Annotated in this window: 16 protein-coding genes; 5 read left to right on the forward strand and 11 right to left on the reverse strand. The window is 72.2% G+C overall.

Annotated elements, in window-relative coordinates; all coding sequences use genetic code 11:
* The first annotated feature begins 51 nt into the window (after window positions 1-51).
* On the forward strand, window positions 52-1083 hold the full coding sequence (locus K7C98_RS06180; RefSeq protein WP_224190619.1) for a serine/threonine-protein kinase: 1032 nt from the start codon (window positions 52-54) through the stop codon (window positions 1081-1083).
* Window positions 1084-1152: 69 nt separating this feature from the next.
* Here the strand turns inward: K7C98_RS06180 and K7C98_RS06185 are convergent, their stop codons facing one another.
* Entirely contained in the window at window positions 1153-2721 is a 1569-nt protein-coding gene (locus K7C98_RS06185; RefSeq protein WP_224190620.1) for a serine/threonine-protein kinase, read from the reverse strand.
* A 60-nt stretch (window positions 2722-2781) separates the two neighbouring features.
* Window positions 2782-3645 carry a hypothetical protein gene (locus tag K7C98_RS06190; RefSeq protein WP_224190621.1) on the reverse strand — a complete coding sequence of 288 codons (864 nt, stop codon included), beginning with the start codon at window positions 3643-3645 and terminating at the stop codon, window positions 2782-2784.
* A gap of 122 nt (window positions 3646-3767) precedes the next feature.
* Between K7C98_RS06190 and K7C98_RS06195 the strand changes: the two genes are divergently transcribed.
* Window positions 3768-4790 (forward strand): hypothetical protein, encoded by a 1023-nt coding sequence (locus K7C98_RS06195; RefSeq protein ID WP_224190622.1) that lies wholly within the window; start codon window positions 3768-3770, stop codon window positions 4788-4790.
* A gap of 1063 nt (window positions 4791-5853) precedes the next feature.
* Window positions 5854-6123: a hypothetical protein gene (locus K7C98_RS06200; protein ID WP_224190623.1), complete on the forward strand. Its 270-nt coding sequence runs from the start codon at window positions 5854-5856 to the stop codon at window positions 6121-6123.
* Between the two features lie 30 nt (window positions 6124-6153).
* Here the strand turns inward: K7C98_RS06200 and K7C98_RS06205 are convergent, their stop codons facing one another.
* Window positions 6154-6861 carry a hypothetical protein gene (locus K7C98_RS06205; RefSeq protein ID WP_224190624.1) on the reverse strand — a complete coding sequence of 236 codons (708 nt, stop codon included), beginning with the start codon at window positions 6859-6861 and terminating at the stop codon, window positions 6154-6156.
* A 454-nt stretch (window positions 6862-7315) separates the two neighbouring features.
* On the opposite strand from K7C98_RS06205, the gene K7C98_RS06210 reads away from it, so the two are divergent.
* Window positions 7316-8452: a S41 family peptidase gene (locus tag K7C98_RS06210; protein ID WP_224190625.1), complete on the forward strand. Its 1137-nt coding sequence runs from the start codon at window positions 7316-7318 to the stop codon at window positions 8450-8452.
* A 121-nt stretch (window positions 8453-8573) separates the two neighbouring features.
* Here the strand turns inward: K7C98_RS06210 and K7C98_RS06215 are convergent, their stop codons facing one another.
* The 8 genes from K7C98_RS06215 to K7C98_RS06250 all read right to left on the reverse strand — a co-directional run bounded on the left by K7C98_RS06215 (window position 8574) and on the right by K7C98_RS06250 (window position 17713).
* Window positions 8574-9134, reverse strand: a complete 561-nt coding sequence (locus tag K7C98_RS06215; protein ID WP_224190626.1) for a GNAT family N-acetyltransferase — start codon at window positions 9132-9134, stop codon at window positions 8574-8576.
* A gap of 32 nt (window positions 9135-9166) precedes the next feature.
* Window positions 9167-10291: a metallopeptidase TldD-related protein gene (locus K7C98_RS06220; RefSeq protein ID WP_224190627.1), complete on the reverse strand. Its 1125-nt coding sequence runs from the start codon at window positions 10289-10291 to the stop codon at window positions 9167-9169.
* On the reverse strand, window positions 10288-12417 hold the full coding sequence (locus K7C98_RS06225; protein ID WP_224190628.1) for an aKG-HExxH-type peptide beta-hydroxylase: 2130 nt from the start codon (window positions 12415-12417) through the stop codon (window positions 10288-10290). Before K7C98_RS06225 ends, K7C98_RS06220 begins: the two co-directional genes overlap by 4 nt.
* Window positions 12414-13652 carry a UPF0489 family protein gene (locus K7C98_RS06230; RefSeq protein WP_224190629.1) on the reverse strand — a complete coding sequence of 413 codons (1239 nt, stop codon included), beginning with the start codon at window positions 13650-13652 and terminating at the stop codon, window positions 12414-12416. The genes K7C98_RS06225 and K7C98_RS06230 overlap by 4 nt, the downstream gene beginning before the upstream one ends.
* Window positions 13649-14449, reverse strand: a complete 801-nt coding sequence (locus K7C98_RS06235; RefSeq protein WP_224190630.1) for a hypothetical protein — start codon at window positions 14447-14449, stop codon at window positions 13649-13651. Before K7C98_RS06235 ends, K7C98_RS06230 begins: the two co-directional genes overlap by 4 nt.
* Window positions 14442-15401 (reverse strand): multinuclear nonheme iron-dependent oxidase, encoded by a 960-nt coding sequence (locus K7C98_RS06240; RefSeq protein ID WP_224190631.1) that lies wholly within the window; start codon window positions 15399-15401, stop codon window positions 14442-14444. Before K7C98_RS06240 ends, K7C98_RS06235 begins: the two co-directional genes overlap by 8 nt.
* Window positions 15398-17353 carry a B12-binding domain-containing radical SAM protein gene (locus tag K7C98_RS06245; protein ID WP_224190632.1) on the reverse strand — a complete coding sequence of 652 codons (1956 nt, stop codon included), beginning with the start codon at window positions 17351-17353 and terminating at the stop codon, window positions 15398-15400. The genes K7C98_RS06240 and K7C98_RS06245 overlap by 4 nt, the downstream gene beginning before the upstream one ends.
* A gap of 66 nt (window positions 17354-17419) precedes the next feature.
* Window positions 17420-17713 carry a hypothetical protein gene (locus tag K7C98_RS06250; RefSeq protein WP_224190633.1) on the reverse strand — a complete coding sequence of 98 codons (294 nt, stop codon included), beginning with the start codon at window positions 17711-17713 and terminating at the stop codon, window positions 17420-17422.
* A gap of 869 nt (window positions 17714-18582) precedes the next feature.
* On the opposite strand from K7C98_RS06250, the gene K7C98_RS06255 reads away from it, so the two are divergent.
* The gene (locus K7C98_RS06255; RefSeq protein WP_224190634.1) at window positions 18583-20115 is read left to right on the forward strand and encodes a substrate-binding domain-containing protein; all 1533 of its coding nucleotides are present in this window, start codon (window positions 18583-18585) and stop codon (window positions 20113-20115) included.
* The last annotated feature ends 6 nt before the right edge of the window (window positions 20116-20121 follow it).

The raw sequence follows: 20121 nt of genomic DNA on the forward strand, positions 1-20121 counted from the left end.
CGAAGGTCGCGCGACCACTCGCCTGCGGCATGCAACCGGCACGGTGTCCTCGTGAACAACGCAGCATCCCCGTCCACTCCCCCCGCTGACGCACCGCCGACCGCATGGATCGGGTACACGCTCGACGGTCGTTATCGCCTCCGGGAGCTCCTCGGCGAGGGCGGCATGGGGGCCGTGTTCACGGCGGAGCAGATCAGCCTCCACACGCTCGTGGCGGTCAAGATGATCCACGCCGAGTACACGGGGAACGCTGAGATCTCCGAGAGGTTCCGCCGCGAGGCGATGGCGACGGCGAAGATCGATCACCCGAACGTGACCCGCGCGATCGACTTCGGCCGTCTACCGACCGGTGGGGCATACCTCGTCACGCAGTTGGTCCGCGGACCGACGCTGACCCAAACGATTGCCGCCGGGAAACTGCCCTGGCGGAGGGCGTGCGAGATCGGGTTTCAGATCGCCGACGCGCTCGTGGCGGCTCACGGCGCGGGTATCATCCACCGCGATCTGAAGCCCGACAACATCCTCCTCGAACGGCGCGAGGACACGTCGGTGGTCAAGGTCCTCGACTTCGGGCTGGCCCGCCTGGCCGAAGGGCCAGGCGCGACCCCATTGACGCGCCTCGGCACGGTGATGGGCACGCCCGGTTACATGGCGCCCGAGCAGGGCGCGGGCGAACCGACCGACGAGCGCACGGACCTGTACGCGCTGGGCGTCATCCTCTGGGAGGGCCTCGCGGGCCGGGAGCTGTGGGACGGCGGCGAGCTGTCGGACATCCTGCTCCGTCAGCTCTCGCAGCCACCGCCGTCGCTGGCCGCCGAGATTCCAGATCTGCCGCCCGAACTCGATCGCCTGCTCCTCAAGTTGCTCGCGCGCGAAGCTCGCGACCGCCCGCAGACCGCTCGCGAGGTCCGAGACGCCCTGCGGGCCTTGGCTCATCGTCCGACGCAGGCAGTCGTGGCGCCCACGCCCACGCCCGCGCCCACGCCCACGCCGCCTCCGTCGAACCGAGGTTTGGTCGGCTTCCTCGCGGTGTTCGCCGGCCTGGCCCTGCTCGTCATCGTGCTCTGGGCGGTGCGGCAGTAGTGGGAAGGGTCGGCAAGACGCCACGAAAGTGACGCCGCACCTCCTGGGGGTGTTGCAGCCGCGTCTCGATCATCCGGAGGTCTCTGCCTCGAAGCGAGCGATCGCTCGCGCGAGATCGTCGCGGAGGCACTCGAGACAGTCGTAGCGGACGACCCACTTGCGACAGGAGTCCTTCGGCGTACGGGCGATGATCTTGAGGGCGGAGAGCGCTCGAACATCGCCGGCTGCTTCGATCCGCGCGAGCGCATCCTTCTTCGCGGCACACTTGCTGGCGCGCTCGAGCTCGGCGAGGTCGCGGAGATACTCGGGGATCGCGGCCTTCGCCGGCGCGCCGGCGATCGCCGCGCTGGCCAGCCGGCGCGCTTCGGGATAGGTGCTGCCGAGCAACATCCTGACGTCGTCGGCGTACGCGGCGGGCGCTTCGGCGACGAGCTCGTCGATCGTGGCCCGACCGCGAGGAGCAGACGTCTCGGCGCTCTCGGACTCCTCGGGTGCCGCGTCGCCTCGGCTGGCGGACCACGCGACGAACCCGAGCAGGACGAGCGCAGAGGCTCCCACGAACCACCGGCCAGGCGACGCTCGCCGGTTCGCGGAGCTCCGCGAGTCGGCGCCTGTGCTGGCTGCTGTTCCGCCCGGCCGGACGTCCGGGAGCGTGACGTCGCCGGGAGTCGGCTTTACGCCCGCGGGCAGGGACGTGGCCGCGGGATGGAGAGGCGGGGCGGCGGCTCGTTCGCCGTCGAACGCGAGTCGCCGCAGCTCGTCGCGGGCGGTCGCTGCCGACGCCAGGCGCTCCGCGGTCGAGCGCGCGAGCAGCCGCTCGAGCAGCTCTGCGAGCCCGTCGGGGACATCGCCGCGCAGGCTCGGTGCGCTGCGCGTGAGCTGCCGCGAGAACACCTCTGTCACCGAGTCGCCCTGCCACAGTTGTTGGCCTGTGCAGCACTCCCACAGGACCACGCCGAGGGCGTAGAGGTCGACGCGGTGATCGACCTGACCGCCGACTGCCTGCTCAGGCGCCATGTACCCCGGCGTCCCGATGACCGCGCCCATGCGCGTGAGCGGTTGCGCGGCGTCGGCGACGCCTCCGCCGAGCTCGCCGGAGACCCGGGCGATCCCGAAGTCGACCACCCGCGCGTGCAGCGATCCGTCGCCGCGTTGCTCGAGCAAGATGTTGTCGGGCTTGAGGTCGCGGTGAACGATCCCGAGCGCGTGCGCGGCCGCCAGGGCGTCCGCGACCTGGCTGCCGAGCTGGCACACCTGCGGCCACGAGAGCGGTCCCTGCGCGAGACGCTTGCTCAGGCTCGTGCCCCGGACGAGCTGGATCACCAGGTACGCGCCGCCCTCGGGCAGGTGCCCGTAGTCGATCGCGCTGGCGACGTGGGGGTGGTCGAGCTGGGCGGTCGCCAGCGCCTCACGGGTGAAGCGAGCCTCGGCCTGGCTGTTCGCGGCGAACTCGGCGCGGATGGTCTTGAGCGCGACCTGCTTGCGCAGCTTCAGGTGCTCGGCGACGAACACCGCGCCCATGCCACCCTCACCGAGCAGCTCGACGACCCGGTAACGACCGTCGATCACGCGGCCGATCCAGCGCGCCGCCGGACCGTCGGCCGCGGACGCCGGCAAATTCGGGGGGGTCGTCGGCATCGGGCCGCGAGACTATACCCCGAGCGGCGATCGAGTACGCCGCAGCGTTCGTCGCTTGTCCTAAAGCTCGCACTGACCCGGCGGCGGCGCCTCGATCGGCGGCACGCCGTAATTGTCGAGCAATGTCGCGTTGCTGGACGGCACCGTCGTCGGCCCGCAGAAGATGTTGCGCAGGTACGCCCCCGCCTGCCCGGTGATGCTCGTGGCCCCGAACACGCGCGAGAAGCTGATCCCGAAGTTGTTGCCCTTGGCGGCGAGGTCGCCGGTGATGGTGACGCCGCGCATCCGCACGCCGTTGCCTTCGGCCGACACCGAGCCGTCGATGACGACCTCGTAGTCGCCCCAGCCCTCGCCGAAGACGACCACATCGGTGCCCTTGATCACGAGATCGCCGACGTACACGCCCGGCCCGAGCACGACGACGACGTTGTCCTCCTCGAGCGTGGTGGCGATCTCCGACAGCCCCGTGACCGGGTCGAAGAAGATCGCGCCGCCGCCCTCGCCGACGGCGTAGCGGATCGGCGTGTTGGCGAAGTACGCGGTGGCGCCGCCGTCGAACGCGATGGGCGCGTCGTACACATCACCCGCGGCGTCGACGTCGAGGCCGAGCGTCGCCGGGCCGACGTGGAGGTCGATCGACGCGACCGGCACGTCGGCGACCGCGAGTCCGTCCACTGTAACGGCGGCGCCGCCGGGCTCCGGATCGACATCGACTCCGTCGCGCACATCGCCGAGCTCGCCTGGCACACCGGTGTTGTGCGGGCTGTTGACCACCGGGTTGACGACCGCGACGACGACGGTGCTGCCTGCCGGGACATCGGCCGTGTCGCCCGCGGTGTGACCTGCGGTGTCGGTCGAGACGTCGAGGTGCTGGTCGCCGCAGCCGAGAGCGGCCGCGAGGAGCGCAGCAGGAAGGAGCCTCATGGCGCGGATGTGCTTCACGGCGCTTGGAGCGGTCTGCTCGCCGTTTTTCCAAGCGACGCGGCTTGCGCATGCCCGCCCACTGCCGGTAGCAAGCGCGAGCCCTCCGCGGGTACACTGACGCCGTGCGCGGGCCGTACATCGCCGGGCCGTTCTACGACGCCGTGATGTTCATCGGCGCGCCGCTGCTGGCTCTGGGCCTCGGGATCGCCATCTCCGGCACGCCGCTCGCCGACGAAGAGATCGAGCTGTGGGGCAAGCACGGCACGGCGACCAGCTTCTTCATCGGCAGCTTCATCTTCGCGCACCTCGGCCTCGTGTTCGTGCGCAGCCACCTGAACCGGCAGATCTTCGCCCGTCACCCGCGGCGCTTCATCGCCGTGCCGCTCGTGCTGCTGTTCCTGCTGTGCGCCTCCGACTGGTTGCTGGCGACCGCCATCGTGGTGACGGTCTGGTGGGACGTCGTGCATTCGAGCCTGCAGACATTCGGGCTCGGGCGGATCTACGACGCGCGCCGCGGCAACGCGCCCGACGCCGGCCGCCGCCTCGACCTCGGCCTCAACCTGCTGCTGTACGTCGGCCCGATCCTCGCCGGCGCGACGCTGCTCGCGCACCTCGAGCCATTCGCGGCGTTCGAGCACGTCGGGGCCTCGTCGGTGCGCGAGATCCCGCTCTTCGCCGAGGCGCACCAGGCCACGTGGGCGCCCGTGCTGCTGGTCGGCGGTGCGCTCTACCTGCTCTTCTACGGGCTCGCGTACGCGCGGCTGTATCGCCGCGGCTATCGCGTGTCCGCGCAGAAGGCCGCGCTGCTGGTCTTCACCGGCGCCTGCTCGATCTACACCTGGGGCTTCAACAGCTTCGGCGAGGCGTTCTTCATCATGAACTTCTTCCACGCCTGGCAGTACTTCGGCCTGGTGTGGTGGAGCGAGCGCGGGAACCTGCGCGAGCGCCTGGGCCTGGCGCGCGTCTCCTGGGGCGGCCCGGCCGCCCTGGCGGCGGTGGTGCTGGCCGCCGGGGCCTTCGGGGTGTGGGCCGAGCTGGTCGACTCGAGCGAGCAACGCATCGCGCTGAGCGTGACGCTCGTCGTATCGCTGATGCACTTCTGGTACGACGGCTTCATCTGGTCGGTGCGGCGCCGCGAGGTGTGATCAGCGACCGTCGCGCTCAGGACGCGAACGGGTCCTCGTCGGCTGCCCCTCGCAGTTCTCCCCCGGAGAGATCGATGATTGCGCGACGCCGATCCACCAGTCTCCGCGACTCGGGCTGACGAAATCATGGCATCGTTCGCTAGACCGCGTCGCCCCCGCCCTTGCGCGGCGGCGCGGGCTCTGCGACGCTCTGTGCATGCTGAGCGGACTCGCGCCGGGGGTGCTCCTCGAAGATCGCCATCGCATCATCACCGCGGGCCTCGGTGGGGCGCGCGACCGCGGCGCAGGGGCCACGCCACTCTCCCCGCTCATCATGATGGCACAGGCGGGTCCTCCGACGCCCCCGCCTCCGGACAAGTGGAGCGAGCTCCTCAGCGAAGAGCCGTCGGCGCCGCCCGGACCACCTCCCGCGCCGCGCGTTCCAGCACCGCCACCGCCGGGTAAGCGACGGTCGCCTGGGCTCATCGCTGTCCTCGCGCTGCTCGGACTGGGTGTGGTCGCTTTCGGCGTTCGCATGGCGAGTCCGGACGGGGACGAACGAGCGGAGCCGCCGGCGGCAGCATCCGCGGCCCCGGAGAGCGCTGATTCGTCATCGCCGAACGATACGCCTCCGGCCGATTCGTCTCCGTCCAGGGCGGGAGAGCCCGGCGCGGGAGAGCCGCGAGCTGGAGAGCCCGGCGCGGGAGAGCCGGAAGCCGCAGAGCCGGGGTCTGAGAGGTCCGGGTCCGAGAAGTCCGGGTCGGGGCAATCCGAGTCCGAGAAGTCCGGGTCGGGGCAATCCGATTCCGAGAAGTCCGGGTCCGAGAAGTCCGGGTCGGGGCAATCCGGGTCCGAGCAATCCGGGTCCGAGAAATCCGAGTCCGGGCAATCTGGATCGGAGAAGTCCGAATCAGCGAACACTTCCGCAGCGAAGTCCGAATCGGCGGAGACTCGGGAGGCCGATCGGCAGAAACAATCACGCGGTGAGGCGGAGCCCGCGGCGCAAAAGACCTCCGAGAAGGCGCCCGCCGACAAGGGCTCGTCGGAGTCGAGTCCCGCGAGCGAGCAAGGGCCGCCGCCGGCCATGCCGGATCCGCCGACCGAGCCCGAGCACCTGTTCCGCCCGCATCGCGACGCGATCGCCAAACAATGCAAAAATCCGCGCGGGCTCGCCAACGCGCTCGTCGTCCTGCGGATCACGATCGAGGGGACCCGGGTCGCGCACGCCGAGGCGAACTTCAGCGAAGACAGCGCTCGCCAGGCGGCCGCCGGCTGCATCGAAACATATCTGCTCACCAAGGTGAAAGTGCCGACGACCTACACGGGGTCGAGGAGCTTCTCGTACGCGTTTTGACGCCGGGCTGCGGAGGCGTCGCGGACGGCTTCATCGGGTCGGTGCGGCGACCGGAGGTGTGAGCATGAGCCGCCGGCCCTCGAGGCGGGCGAGGAGCGCCGAGGCGAAGACCGTCAGGCCGACGAACTCGAGCGTCTCCTCGCACCAGTCGATCAGCGCGTAGCCGAAGCTGTCGTCGCCGTAGCGCTCGGTCCACCAGCCGAGCGGCAGCTCGAACAGCACCGCGCCGGTGACGTAGATCGCGCCCGCGAGGACGAATCGCCGGGCCGTCTCGGGGGACAGGCGCCGCAGGAAGCCCAGGAAGGCGAGGCCGAGCACCGTCACCAGGAAGCCGGCGGGGATGACCCAGTCGAAGTAGAGGACGCCGCCGACGTCGAACTGGCCGCTGAGCCGCTCGTGGAAGCCGACCGCCTCGTCGATCGAGATGAGCAGGAAGCCGAGCGCGAGCAGGCGCCAGAAGAAGCGGTCGCTAGCCTCGCCGGCGGCGACCCAGGTCAGGAGCCCGGAGCACAGGAGCGGCAGGACGCTCGCGTACCACGACGGCATGTTGCCCTCGTAGCTGAGCGACCACAGGGAGATCGCCGGACCTTCGTGCCCTCCGAGATGCCGCAGCAGCTCGACGGCCAGGCCCGCGAGGCTGAAGGCGATACTCGTGACGGCGAGGACCCGGCGCGCCACGAACACGGGAAGCTCGACCGTACCGGCTGGCGAACGCTCCTCTCCGACTTGCGACGACATATGTCAATGATACCAGCCCGGGGTGTCTCCCTCGGGGCAGATGCGTGACAGTTGGGCTTTGCGCTCTCACCGCCTGACCACGCGTCCGAGCAGGGTCCCACGGCTTCAGGACAACTCACGCCGGAAGCGGTGACCTCTTCCGCGGAGGGTGTCGATCATCCACGCGGGGGCGCCGAGCTTCTCAGGCAGGCGGTCGATCGGGACGCGACCTGTCGCTCAGGAGCCTGGTGGTGCCGGGATCGGAGCCGCGACCCGGGCGCGCGGTGGCGGCGAAACAGCCGGCGAAGCCGCGAGCAGGGTTCGCGCCCGGCCGGGTGAGGCAGGGCGACGCGGAGAAAGAAACCGAAGCCGTGCCCGGGCGGTCGGAGTGAGCTGGGGTTTCGCCGCAGCGTGCAGAGACAGGAATGACAGGACAGGGCCCGCGCGGGGATCCTCCGATTCGGAGACGATGGTGATGCGACTGGACAGGTGCCTGATCGGTTGGCTGACGATATCCACCCTCGACGCGTTCGGCTGCGCGCCGGTCGCGGCCGCCAAGCCGGCCGCAGTGGCGCCCGCCGAGGCCAGCGGACCTGCGCGCGCCGTTCCGCCGCCGCGGCCGCCGAAGGGGCCGGACGGGCCGATCACGGCGGCCGAGCGCGACCAGGCGATCGAGGCGATCGCGCGCGAGCTGACCGAGAAGTACGTGTTCCCGAAGAAGGCGACCGAGGTGGCGCGCGCGCTCCGGGCCCGCAAGAAGCGCGGCGAATACAATGGCATCACCACGGGCCACGCGCTGGCGACGGCGCTGACCGCCCATATCAACGAGGTGCTGTTCGACGCCCACTTCCACGTGCGGTTCAGCAAGGAGACGCTGCCGCCGCAGCGGCAGCCCGGGCCGCCGTCGGCCGAGGATCTGGCGCGCTACGAGGCGTTCGCCAACCAGGTGAACGGCGGGTTCGAGCGGGTCGAGCGGCTGCCGGGCAACCTCGGCTACGTCGAGGTGCGGTCGTTCGAGTTCCCGGGGCGCGGCTTCACGGCGGCGAGCGCTGCGATGGACTTCGTGGCGGAGACCGACGGGCTCATCATCGACCTCCGTCGCAACGGCGGCGGGGCGCCCGAGGTGGTGGCGTACCTCTGCAGCTACTTCTTCGACGAGCCGGTGCACCTCAACGACCTGTACTTCCGGCCAGCCGACGCGACGCGCCAGTTCTGGACGGCGCCGGTGCCGGGCAAGGCGTATGTCGACCGCGAGATCTACGTGCTCACCAGCAAGAACACCGGGTCGGCGGCGGAGGAGTTCGCCTACAACCTGCAGAACCTCAAGCGCGCGACGATCGTCGGCGAGGTGACGTGGGGCGGGGCCAACCCCGGCGACATGGTCCGCCTCGGCGACCACTTCGCGGCGTTCGTGCCGACCGGACGCGCGATCAACCCGATCTCGAAGACGAACTGGGAGGGCGTCGGCGTGAAGCCCGACGTCGCGGTGCCGGCCGACGACGCGCTGCGCGTGGCCCAGGTCAAGCTGCTCGAGAGGCAGGTGGCGAAGGCGACGGACCCGCAGGCGAAGGAGACGCTCGAGGCGCGGCTGCGCGAGCTGCAGGCGAATTGAGGGGGCGTCTTCGGTAGGCCGCCCCGCCAGGGAACGACGCGCGTGAAGGACGAGCCCGAGCTGGTGCGAGGGTCCGCGGCGGGGAATGAAACGCCGTCGATGACGAGAGGTGGGGTGTCGCTCAGGCGAAGAGCAGGGCCATCATGTGGTCGTCGACGAGCGCGCCGTCGTCGCGGAGGACGAACGCGCGGCGGGTGCCCTCGAGGCGGAAGCCGAGCGCGTGGTACAGGGCGAGGGCGCGGTGGTTGTCGGCGCGGGTGTAGAGCTCGACGCGGAGGACGCGGCCGCCGTCGGGGTCGCGGTGGTCGCGGGCCCAGGCGAGGAGATGGGTGAGCAGCGCGCGCCCGAGGCCGCGGCCCTGCGCGCGCGGGTGGACGCCCATGCCGAGGACGGCGACGTGGCGGAGCATGCGGAACGGCAGGCGCACCAGCGACGCCTCGCCCAGCAATTCGCCGTCGTCCTGGGCGGCGACGAGGGCGAAAGCGGCGCCGGAATTGGCGCGCTTCTCGGCGTACGCGGCGAGGTCGGGCGGCAGCTCGTCGGGGTACTTCACGACGCCGTCGCGGGCGTCCACGATGGCCTGCTCGAGCGCGTACAGGCCCGCGTCGTCGCCCTCGGCGGCGGCCCGGAGGGTGCAGCGACGACCGTCGGTGAGCTGGACGGTGACTGGCGCGAAGGACATGACGGACATGGAGGCGTGGTCGGGCGAGGCTGTCAAGGGCGGGCGATCGGGCGCAGGGTGGCGGCGCTCAGGGCCAGGTGCGGGGCGCCCTGGCTGACGGGCAGGTTGTTCTGGCCGTCCTTGTCGCAGCCGAGCGCGGAGTCGAAGAAGGTGAGGTCGTCGGCGATGCCGGCGAGCCGGGCGAGCGTGGCGAGCTTGTCACCGACGAGGTCGAAGCGGCGCAGGACCTCGCCGGTCGGCCGGCCGTCGCGGATCCGCAGGCCATACGCGGGGCGGAGGACGAACTCGCGGCCGGCCGAGCCGCCGCCGATCACGCCGCGGCAATAGATGGCGTCGGCCTGGTCCGCGAGCAGGGCCGCCGGCGACCGCCCGCCGGGCTCGACGTAGGTCACCGCCATGCGCGGGATGGCGGGCGCGTCGCCGACCCGCCGCGCGTGACCCGAGCTGTCGACGCCGAGCTGCCGGGCGCTGGCGCGGCTGTGCAGCAGGCCGCACCAGACGCCGTCGCGCACGAGCGAGGTGGCGCGCGCCGGGACGCCCTCGTCGTCGACGTCATAGCCGCCGACGCGACCGGCGAGGCGCGGATCGTCGACCACGTGGAGCGGCAGCTCGGTCCAGCGGTGCCCGAGCTGGATCCCCGCGGGGGCCATGTACGCGGCGTAGTTGTCGGCCTCGGAGCTGTGGCCGATGCACTCGTGCACCAGCGTGGACGCGAGCCACGGGTCGAGGACCACGGGGCAGCGCGTGACCTCGGCGAGCGGGACGCCGTCGACGGCGGCCCGCACCTCGCCGGTGATCGCGTCGCTTGCGAGCGCGGCGTGGAGCTGGCGGGCCAGCGCGTCGGTGGCGGCCTCGGGGACGCAGGTGTGCCAGACGACGGGGATCCGCGAGCGCGAACCGGCGACGACGAGCCGGATCACGAGGGCGGTGTGCGCGACGCATGCGTCGCCGCGGAGCCGCGCGCGCGACTCGAGCGAGAGCTCGTGCGTGACGACCTCGGGGCCGAGCGTGGCGGCGAGCGCGAGCTGCAGCGCCTCGGCGGCAGCGGCGAGCTCGGACCAGGCGAGCAGCCCGGGGTGCTCGTGCGTCGCGCCGAACCACCGCGGCGCGGCGCCGCGGGCCAGGAGCACGCTGCGGTGGAGGCGGACGTCGGTCATGTCGTGAGCGCCCGTTCGACGCCGGCGAGCAGGGCCTCTCCGGCGGGCGTGAGGCGGGCGTGCTGCCGCAGGGTGGACATCGCGGCGGCGACCCGGTCCTCGATCTTTCGCAGGTAGCGATCCATCGGCGCCTCGGCGAGCGCGGGGACGCCGGCCGCGAGCATGCGGCGGGTCAGCTGAATGTCGTGGAGGAACGAGTACACGCCGTGCACGAGCGCCGTCAGCGGCCGCGGGATGGCGACGAAGGGCGACGGGTGGAGCTCGTGGTCGGGGTTGGTGAGGAGCGGGTAGACGTCGAGGAGTGAGCTGAGCTTGTTGTGCGCGGCCTCGTGGACGAGCGTCTGCGCGGTCATGTAGTCGGGACGGGCGCTGGCGGTGATGAGGCCGCGAAAGCCGGCGACGCTGGCGTTGTGCGGTTGCAGGCCGCGCGAGCGTACGGGCAGCAGGAGGGCGACGCTGTCCTCGAGCTCGGCGCGGGCGGCGGGCCAGTGGTCGCCGACGCGCTGCAGGCCCTCGGTCATCGCGGCTCGCCAGGCCGCGAGCGCGGCGTCGTCGATGTCGAGGAACAGCGGGCTGACGCGGCCCTCGACGTCCTCGCGCGCCGGGAAGAACTCGGTGTACCAGCGGCTGGTCCGCAGCAGGAGCACGCGGGAGCCGGGCGCCCTCGGCAGCGGCACGACCTCCCAGCCGTCGCCGCGGGCAGGTTCACGCAGCGCGGCGCGAGGGATCGCCAGCGCCTCGCCGAGGCGGAGCTCGTCGCCGGCGGCGACGGCGGTGACGACCTCGGGCAGCGGCTCGCGGGTCCGCAGCGCGCATGCCAGTGAGAGCAGGTGGATCTCGGTCGAGTCCGTGGGGGCGAGCAAGACGGGCTCGTCCGCGGGGAGCGCGTCGTGGACGAACAACGCCGGCAGCAGGGCGACGCCGAGGTGACGCACGAGCAGCTCGAGCTGCGGCGGGAAGGCGAACTCGAGCGCCTCGGCCATGCGCCAGATCCATGAGGTGAGCTCGGGCCGCAGCAGGAGGTCGCGCAGGACGTCGGGGGCGAGCCGCTGCACGCCGGCGATCAATGTGGCCAGCGAGCGCCGGTGGGCCTCGTCGTGCAGCTTGGCGTGCGCGCGGCCGCAGAGGACGAGCAGGCGCTTGAGGTACGGGCGCCAGGCGTAGTCGCGCAGCAAGCGATGGGCGGCGCCGTCGGGCTCGGGGTGCGCGAGCCGGGTCGGGTCGAGCGGCGGCAGCGGGGCCTGCAGCAGCGTCCGCACGCGGGCCATGTCGATCGGCAGCGCGTCGGCCGACGAGGCGTGGCGCGGGGGGGCGACGCCGGCGGCCTGCCGCAAGCGGGTGACCCGCGCCTGCCACCACCGCCGCGCCAGCGCGCGCGCGACCTCGGGGTCGCGCAGCGCCTCGCCGAGGTCGGACAGGACCCGGGCGAGCGCATCCGGCAGCGCGGCCTCGGCGGACGCGAGATCGACGGGGACGGCGGGCAGCGGCGCCCAGAAGCGCTCGTCCTCCGAGAGCAGGGCCGCGAGCGTGGGCACGATCTCGCCGTGCGCCGACTCGGCGTCGACGAGCAGCGAGACGCTCGTCGACGGGCCGCGCGACAGCCCCCAGTGCGGCCAGAAGATCGGGATGTACAGCAGATCGCCCGGCTCGAGCGTGTACTCGATCGCGCCCGCGGGCATGGGCACCGGGCCGAGCTCCGGGTGCTTGAGCATGCGCAGGCGCTGCTGATCGCGCGGGATGATGTCGGGCGGGTGCAATCGCCACAGCTTGGCGCCGGACTGCTGGAGGATGAAGTTGTCGCTGTAATCGTAGTGACTGCCGATGCTGTGCCCGTCCCGCATCTTCGAGCCGTCGAAGCCGACGCAGGCGCTGCCGAACAGGGGCACGAGCCGCTGGGCGAGCGCCCGCAGCCGCGGCACCACGGCGTCGATGCGCTGGGCGAACACGACGTCGTCGCCCGAGCGCTTGACGCGGTCGGGGTCGAGCCGGGACAGCCGCGCGATGGCGTCGTCGAGCTCGTCCTCCGTGACGCCGGGCGTGAGCAGGCGCGAGGCGCCGCCGCGGATGAGCAGCGGGCGGCGGCGCCAGTGGGTGGCGAAGAAATCGTCGGGCAGCCAGGTGCTCACAGTCCTGCGTCCTTTCGTGTCGCCTGCAACCGCTCGAGCCGCGCGCGGACCTCGTCGAGCTCGTGGGCGCGGCCGAGGCGGGCCGCGGCGATGCTGGCGAGCTGGTACGGCTCGGCTCGCATCGGGATCCGCTCGAGGCAGCGCAGCGCGGCGGCCAGGCCGGCCGCGAAGTCGCCGCGCCGGCACTCGGCGAGCGCGCGCAGGGAGAGGCTGTGGGCCTGCATGGTGTCGACGAGGTCGCCCTCGGCGCGCGCGAACCACTCGGCCGCCGCGCTCGGCTCGCGCCGCGCGAGGTGGCGCAGGCCGAGCTCGTAGGCCGGCCAGGTCGCGCGGTCGCCCAGCCTGCGCGCCTCGGCGTGGGCCTCCGAGGCCTCCTCGAGCCGGTCGGCGCGGGCGCACAGCACGGCGCGCAGGGCCGTGCCGGGGCCGCCCAGGGGGTCCAGCTCGCTCGCGGTGAGCTCGGCGAGCTCGGCGTGCGAGGCCGGCGTCGTGCGGGCGACGACGGCGAGGCTGCGCGCGGCCTGCTGCGAGCGCGGGGTCGAGGGGGCGAAGGCGAAGCCCATCGCCGCGGCCAGCCGGGCGCCGAGCGGCCGCAGGCGCTCGGGCATGAAGCCGCTGGCGATCGAATGGGTCATCGCCGGCGGCTCGTCGAGCAGGCCGGCGGCGGCCAGCTCGGCGGCGACGGCGGCTGGCTCATGGGTCAGGTCGGGGCCGCCGTCGTGAAAGAAGTCGAGGTCGACGTCGAGCCGGGCGCCGCGCAACCCGAGCCGCGACAACCTGCGCAGCGTGGTCGCCTCGACGCGCAGCCCGCCGACGCGCGCGCGGGCGGCGACGTCGTCGGCGACGAAGCTGGCGAGCACCTCGTGCCCGTGGTCGGGCAGCAGCGACAGCGCCGACCACAGCACCTCCGCGAGCTGGGCGGCGCTCCGCGGCCGCGGCTCGGGCAGGACCCACACCACGCGCTCGATCAGCCCGAGGTCGGCGGCGGCGTAGAGGAAGCTGTCGAGGCCGTAGGCGAACCGGTCGTCGTCGCGGAACGGGAGATCGCGGTGAAGCGGGTCGAGACCGCCGCCGCGGGCGCCGTCGCGGACGCGCGCGAGCTGGTCGGCGGCGATCCGCTTGAGGTCGAGGTGATGATCGAGGACGACCACGCACTCGCGCGACCAGCCCTGGCGATGCCAGTGCGCGAGCACCTCGCCGTGCTCCTCGAAGGCGCGGACGAGACCCCGCGTCACGCGATCACCCCCAGACGCGCGAGGCCCTCGCCGAGCGCGGCGAGCCTCTCGACGGTGACCACCACACCCTGGCCCGCGAGCGCGGCGATTACGGCGTCCGGCCGCGCCCGCCCGTGTTCCAGCAGCGCCGCGATGATCGGCGTGGCGGGGCCGCGGACGAAGCGCGCGGGCGTGGCGGCGTAGAGGAACAGCGCCGCGCCGGACGGATCCGGGGCGACCGGGCGCTGCGTCAAGGTGCGGACGAACTCGAGCGGATAGCGCTGCACCGCGTAGTGGGCGGCGCCGTTGTGCCGGATCAACGCGGTGCGCACGACGAAGCTCGGGTCCCGGTTGAGCACGAGGATCGAGAGGAGTCCGCTCAGGAACTCGTGGGTCAGCAGATCGACGGCGTGCGGTCCGGCGGCCCGCAGCGCGTCGTCACCGCGCAGGAACTCGAAGAAGGCCTCCTCGACCGAGATCCCGCGCGGGCCGTACGGCACCTGCCGGCTGTCGGCGTACTGCGGCGAGGCGACGAAGCGCTCGACCAGCGCGGCCGCGCCGTGACCGGCGCGCTCCAGCTGCGCGAACAGATCGGGGAAGGTGCTGCGCAGGCCGCCGTCGTACTCGACGTTGCCGCGCAACAGGTCGCGCCCGATCGCGCCGCCGATGGCGACAAGCTCGTCCGGATCGATGGTGCGCAGGTGGGCCTGCGCCGAGGGCTCGAGCCCGAGATGTTCGAGGCGGCCGGCGAGGAACCGGTCGCGCGCGCGGCGATCGTGGAGCAGGCGGTAGAGCGCGGTCTGTAAGGTCTCAGGCATGGGCCTCCTCGCCGAGCCAGGCGGCGGCCATGGCCGCGAGCCGCTCGAAGTTGGCGACCGACTTGGGCACCAGCTCGCCGTCCTCGAAGTAGCGCGGATCTTCGTAGGTGATCGCGCGCAGGTGAGGGCAGCGCGGCAGCAGGTAGGCGAGCAGCTCGAGCTGCTCGTCGAGCAGGACGCCGTGGTGAAGGTCGCGGAACTTGCCGCCGGAGATCTGGCAGCCGGACAGGTGAATCTCGTGACAGGCGAGGAGCGGCAGGCGATCGATCGCCTCGAAGCGGCGCGGACCCACGCGGCCCTGCGACCACTGGTAGCTGAGGAGGTGGCCGACGTCGAGCGTGACCGGCGAGCCGGTCTCCTCGGCGACGACGCGGAAGAACTCGAAGGCGTCCATCGCCCCGATCGTGATCGTGGCGCCCTCGGTGAAGCCGGGGAACTCGACGCACACCGGCGCGGCCAGGCGCGACTGCCAGCCGCGGACGTTGCGGATGCAGGCGGCCAGCCCCTCGGCGGTCAAGAACGGCGGCAGCGGGTACGGCAGCGACTTGCCGGCGATCGACCACAGCCCGAGGTCCTCGACGATCCATGCGAAGCCGTAGCGCTCGACGAGCGCGTTGGTGAACGCGGCCACCGCGTCGAACTCGATCGGATCGAGGGTCGCCATGTTGAGCAGGGTGTGGTGCAGCGCGCGGTGTTCGATGCGCGGCGCCGCGGCGAACAGGGCGTCGTAGGCGGCGAAGTAGTCGCCGGCGCGCAGGCGGTTGCGGTTGCCCGGCTGGAACGCGAACACGAGGTAATGGAAGCGCTCCTGGTGGCGCGCGAGGAAGTTGGCGACCCGCGGGGTGATGGTGTCGCCGCGCTCGGGATCGCGGGTGAAGCCGATCCGCTCGCCCCACGGCAGGTCCATGCCGACTCCGAGGCCGAGCCGCGGCGTGGTCGGTCGTCGCGTCATGCGGACCTCCGGGCCCGCACCGGCGTGCCCGCCCCGGTCGCGAGCAGTCGCGCGAGCACGCGGGCGGCCTCGTCGCCGTCGGCCCGCAGCAGCTCGCCGTCGTGCCGGACGGCGGGCGGCAAGCGATAGATCGTCTGCCACAGCAAGTTGGCGAGGAACGGCGCGGCCGCGCCGTCACGCCAGGTGGCGCGCACGACCCGGACCCAGGGGTGCAGCTGGACCGCGTACACGGGCTCCGCGGGCGGCGGCGGCCCGCGGCGCTCGGGCGGGACGTCGTCGTTCTTGTGGGGATGGACGTTGTGATGAATGGCGAGGAAGCGCCGCTGCATCGCCTCGAAGGGCGGGGCGCCGCGCGCCTCGAAGCGCAGGCCGACGCGACCGAGGCCGTAGCTGAGCAATTCGTTGCCCTGCCAGCGCTCGCGGTCGGGGATGACGACGCCGAATTCCTCGGGGCGCTCGGCGAGCGGGGTGCCGGGCTCGCAGGTGAGCATCTGCATGACGTCGATGGCGATCTTGCCGGCGTTGGCGGCGAGGAACGCCTCGGAGGCGGCGACCTCCTCGGCGGTCTCGTCGAGGATCCCGCCCATGACCGACAGCCGCAGCTCGATGCCGACGGCGTGCAGGTTGTCGACGATCGGCTGGTAGTCGGCGGCGTCGACGCCTTTGTCCAGCCGATCGAGGAGGCGCTGCGAATTGGTCTCGTAGCCGACCGCCATCTGGACGCAGCCGAGGGCGCGCAGCTCACGGCAGACCTCGAGGTCGCGGAGCTGGCGCTCGAAGCGGCAGCGGACGCTGAACTCGATGGCGACGCCGCGGCGACGGAGCAGGCGCATGGCCCGACGCACGACCGGCAAGTTGGTCATCTCGTCGACGAAGTTGATGCGGCGGACGTCGTAGGTGCGGACCAGGTGCTCGCATTCGTCGGCGATCTGGCGCGGCGACTTCTGCTGATAGCCGACGCGGCGCGAGCGGGCGCCGTACGAACAAAAGGCGCAGCGGCCCCAGAAGCAGCCGATGCCGGTGACGAGCGGGAGCTGGACCGCGTCCATGACGTAGCGCTGCCACGGCAGATCGGTGAAGTCGGGCGGGGGCAGGGCGGCGATCGGCGGCGGCGGATCGTCCCGCGAGGGCGCGCGGCGGTCGAGCCACACCACGGAGGGCACGTCGCTCCACGCGGCGGCGCCCGCGGCCGCGCGCGCGAGCGCGACGAGGGTGGCCTCGCCGGCGCCGGTCGCCAGCGCGTCGACGACCCCGGCGATCGCCGGGACGCGGGCCAGCGCGTCGTGACGCAGCATGATCTGCGGGCCGCCGAGCACGATGACGGCGTCGGGGCAGCGCGCCCGGATCCGCCGCGCCAACCACAGCGCCGGCCCGATCTGGCTGTAGAACGCCACCGAGATGCCGACGACCGCCGGACTCGATCGCGCGAGCGCGTCGTCCAGCAGCGCCGCGAGGGCGCGCGCGGCGAGGTCGTCCGCGTCCGGCTCGTCGGCGGCGGTGAGCCGGGCCGCGAGCTGCGACAGCGAGGTCGACGAGAACTTCAGGGCCGAACGCTCGAGCAACAAGTCGATCGCCTGGCCGGCGAGTCGCAGCGCCGAACGGCTGTCGATCGCCGCCGCGGCCTTGTCGAACACGCGGGCGCGCAGCGAGTCGCAGATCGACAGCAGGTAGCGCGCCATCGCCGAGCGATAGGCCCGCTCGAGCGGCTGCGGCTCCGCCTCGGCGGCGAGCTCCGGCCCGAGGTAGGCGCGCAGCGTCGCGGGCGCGAGCAGGGCGTGGCACAGCTCGATGTTGAGGTCGCGCGGTCGCACCGCGACGCCTTCGCGCCGCAGGTACGCGGTCAGGACCGGCAGGCTGAGGTACGGGAACAGCCGCGCCTCGGTGGCCGGGGGGAACAGCAAGAGCACCTCGGGCGGGCGGACACTCGCGCGTATGTCGACGGAGGCTGGCATGTCGGTGGGGCGACCGGCGGGCCCGACGCCATGCAATGCACGGCGCGGGCCCGCCGGTCCGGTCGCTCACTTGGTGAACAGCTTCGCGTGGGCGATGACGTGGCGGGAGACCTGCTCGATCGGGTTGCTCTCCGCCGCCTCGTCGAGGATCCGCTGCTGCGCGGTCTTCTCGTCGATGCCGTGTTGCTTGGCCAGGAGCGTCGACGCCTCCTTGAGGACGTTGAAGGTCCGCTCGTCGAGCTCGTCGAGCGGCTGCGCGACGGCGAAGCGGAACGCGTGGAAGGCGTTGCCGACCTTCAGCTCGTTCGATTCGATCACGTCGAGCTGCTCGAGCTCCGCCAGCTGATTCACATCCTGCATGCTTGATTCGTATGCCATAGATCCTCCAATTCGCCTGCGACGCGCGGGCGTTCGCCTGTCGCACCTATTCACGACAGCGCGGGAAAGCTAGCACGGTGTATGGAGCCCCTCAAGACCCATGACCGCGCGCGCGGGCAGGAGACGGCGGTGATTCGTTGGTGTCTGTCGACCACGCATTGCGCTGCGCAGTGTGTTGTTTCCGAGCGAATGCTCGCCGTGACGATTGCGAGCACTCGCCAGCGGCCGTCGATTCGCGCGAGATGCATCATTGCGCGGCGAGGCGCGGAGCGGTGCGGCCCCTGACGCGACCGCGAGCGGGGCGTGCAGGCCGGGGCCCTCGCCCCCGATTGGGGTCGACTGCACCGAGGCGCGGGCGCGCTTCGGTGCCACGCGGACGCCGTCGAGCTGCACGTACGGTCCCTTGGACTGGATGAATGTTGCCGACAATGCGACGCGGGTCTTCGCAGAGTCGCTCGTCGGCATCGCATCGTGACAGAGGGCGTACGGCATCCCGCTCTTGAGCGCGCTCCCGGCATTGCTCGACGGCCGGCGCTCGCACGCGCACGCGTCGGCCCCGCGCAGGTGTGCGGCCCGATCACGTCCGGCTCTCTGTCGACGACGGCACGGCAGACGTTGGCGGGGACGAGCCTCGCGGCGGTCCCCTCGACGTCCTCCGGCAGATCACGTGCCGACTTCCAGTTCTTGCAGGAGTACCAGTCGACGGGCAGCCGGCGAGCGCGTTCGGCGTGAATGCGACCGAGGGCGGTCTACGTCACGTTTGACGCCCTGAAGCCCGTGTGCGAGGATGCCCTCGCAATGTCCACGGATGCCCAAGCGCGCGCAGGTCGTCGCGTCTCGAGATGTGCGTGATGGAGGTCGCGATTCGCATCGGCCTCGCCCTCGCGCTCTCTCTCCTCGTGATCGCGCTGTTCAGGCTCGGCCGCCGCGCCCCGGCCCGGCCCGAGGATGAGGTGCGCCCCCGGGGATGGAGCTCGATCGTCGGCAATGCGCTGTTCCTCGCCGCCTTGTGGGCCGTGGTCGGCGTCATCGCGGCGTTCATGGCTTTCGGCGGCAACCTGGTCGACGCCGTCCCACCGGTCGCCGAGTTCGTCGAAATACGGGGCGAGCCCGGCGACGCAGCGCCCGCGTGCGGCCCGCCTGGCCCGCGTGGGCGGCCACACCTCGTCGAGGTCGTCCACAGCACCGACCAGGGGCCCTGGCTCGCGCAGGCCGCCGACGCCTTCATGGAGCAGTGCCCGAACGTCCAGCTCCGGCTGACCGCGCGCGATGACTTCGAGGCTGCCAGCGCCATTCTCCGCGGTGAACTGCGACCGACGCTGTGGGCGCCGGCCGAGGAGCTGTCTCTGCGCTATCTGGACATCCGGTGGCGCGAGCAGTCGGCCGAGTCGCTGTTCCGGATCGACGAGCGGCGCCCCCTCGTCCGCTCGCCGCTCGTCGTCCTGCTCCACGAGAAGCAGTTCCGGGCGCTGCGAGCGATCCGCGAGGCCGACGGCGATGGGGTGGGGTTCTGGGTCGACGCGCTCTGTCCGACAATTCCTCGCGCACCCGCGCTCGACGGTGTGCTGGAGAAGGACATGCTCCCGGGCAACTGGCTCGACTGGTACCAACAGCGGAACCCGCCGCCGCCGCAGCCCGACCCGCGGCTCGTGACGAAAAAAGCGCGCTCCGCCCCTGCGGTCCCGCCGACGCCCGCCGCTCCGCTGATTCCGACGCCCGAAGAGCTGGGCTCCTGGGGCCGCGTCAAGCTCGGGTTCCCCGCGCCCAACTCCGCCGGCGGCCTTGCGACGCTCCTGCTGATGGCCCGGCAGCACCTCCTCGCCGACACCGCCGGCGACATCGCGCTCGCGCTCGAGCGCGAGGGCGAGGTCCTGCAGCGGTGGCTGCGGCGCTGCCACGCGGGGCGTGACGTCTGGTTCGGCTCCGCGGCCCTGCTGACCGACCATTTCTTCGACCTCGGCCCGACGAGCTATGACGGCGTCGTCACCTACGAGAGCCTCGTCTTCCCGATCCTCGCGCGACTCAGCGCCGACGAGCTCGGAGAGGTCCGGGTGTACTACCCGTCGACGACCCTCGTCGCCGAGCACCCCGCGGTGCTGATGTGGCCCGACGACGAGGGGCGCGCCCTTGAACTCGACGCCGCGCGGCGCTGGCTGGAGTACCTCGATCGCCAGGAGGTCCAGCAGAGCGCGATCACGCACGGCCTGCGCCCGGGGCGACTCGAGCGCCCGCTCAGCGCCTTCGACCTCGAGAGGAACCCCTTCCTCGACCTGCGTCGCTTCGGCATCGAGCTCGAGCCGACCATCGAGGAGCCGCCGCGGCCGGACGGGTCGGTGCTGCGCAGGCTCCTCGAGCTGTGGCGAGACGCGACCGGCCGGAATTGAGCCGAG

It is taken from the genome of Nannocystis pusilla, assembly GCF_020073745.1.
Lineage (GTDB): Bacteria > Myxococcota_A > Polyangia > Nannocystales > Nannocystaceae > Nannocystis > Nannocystis radixulma.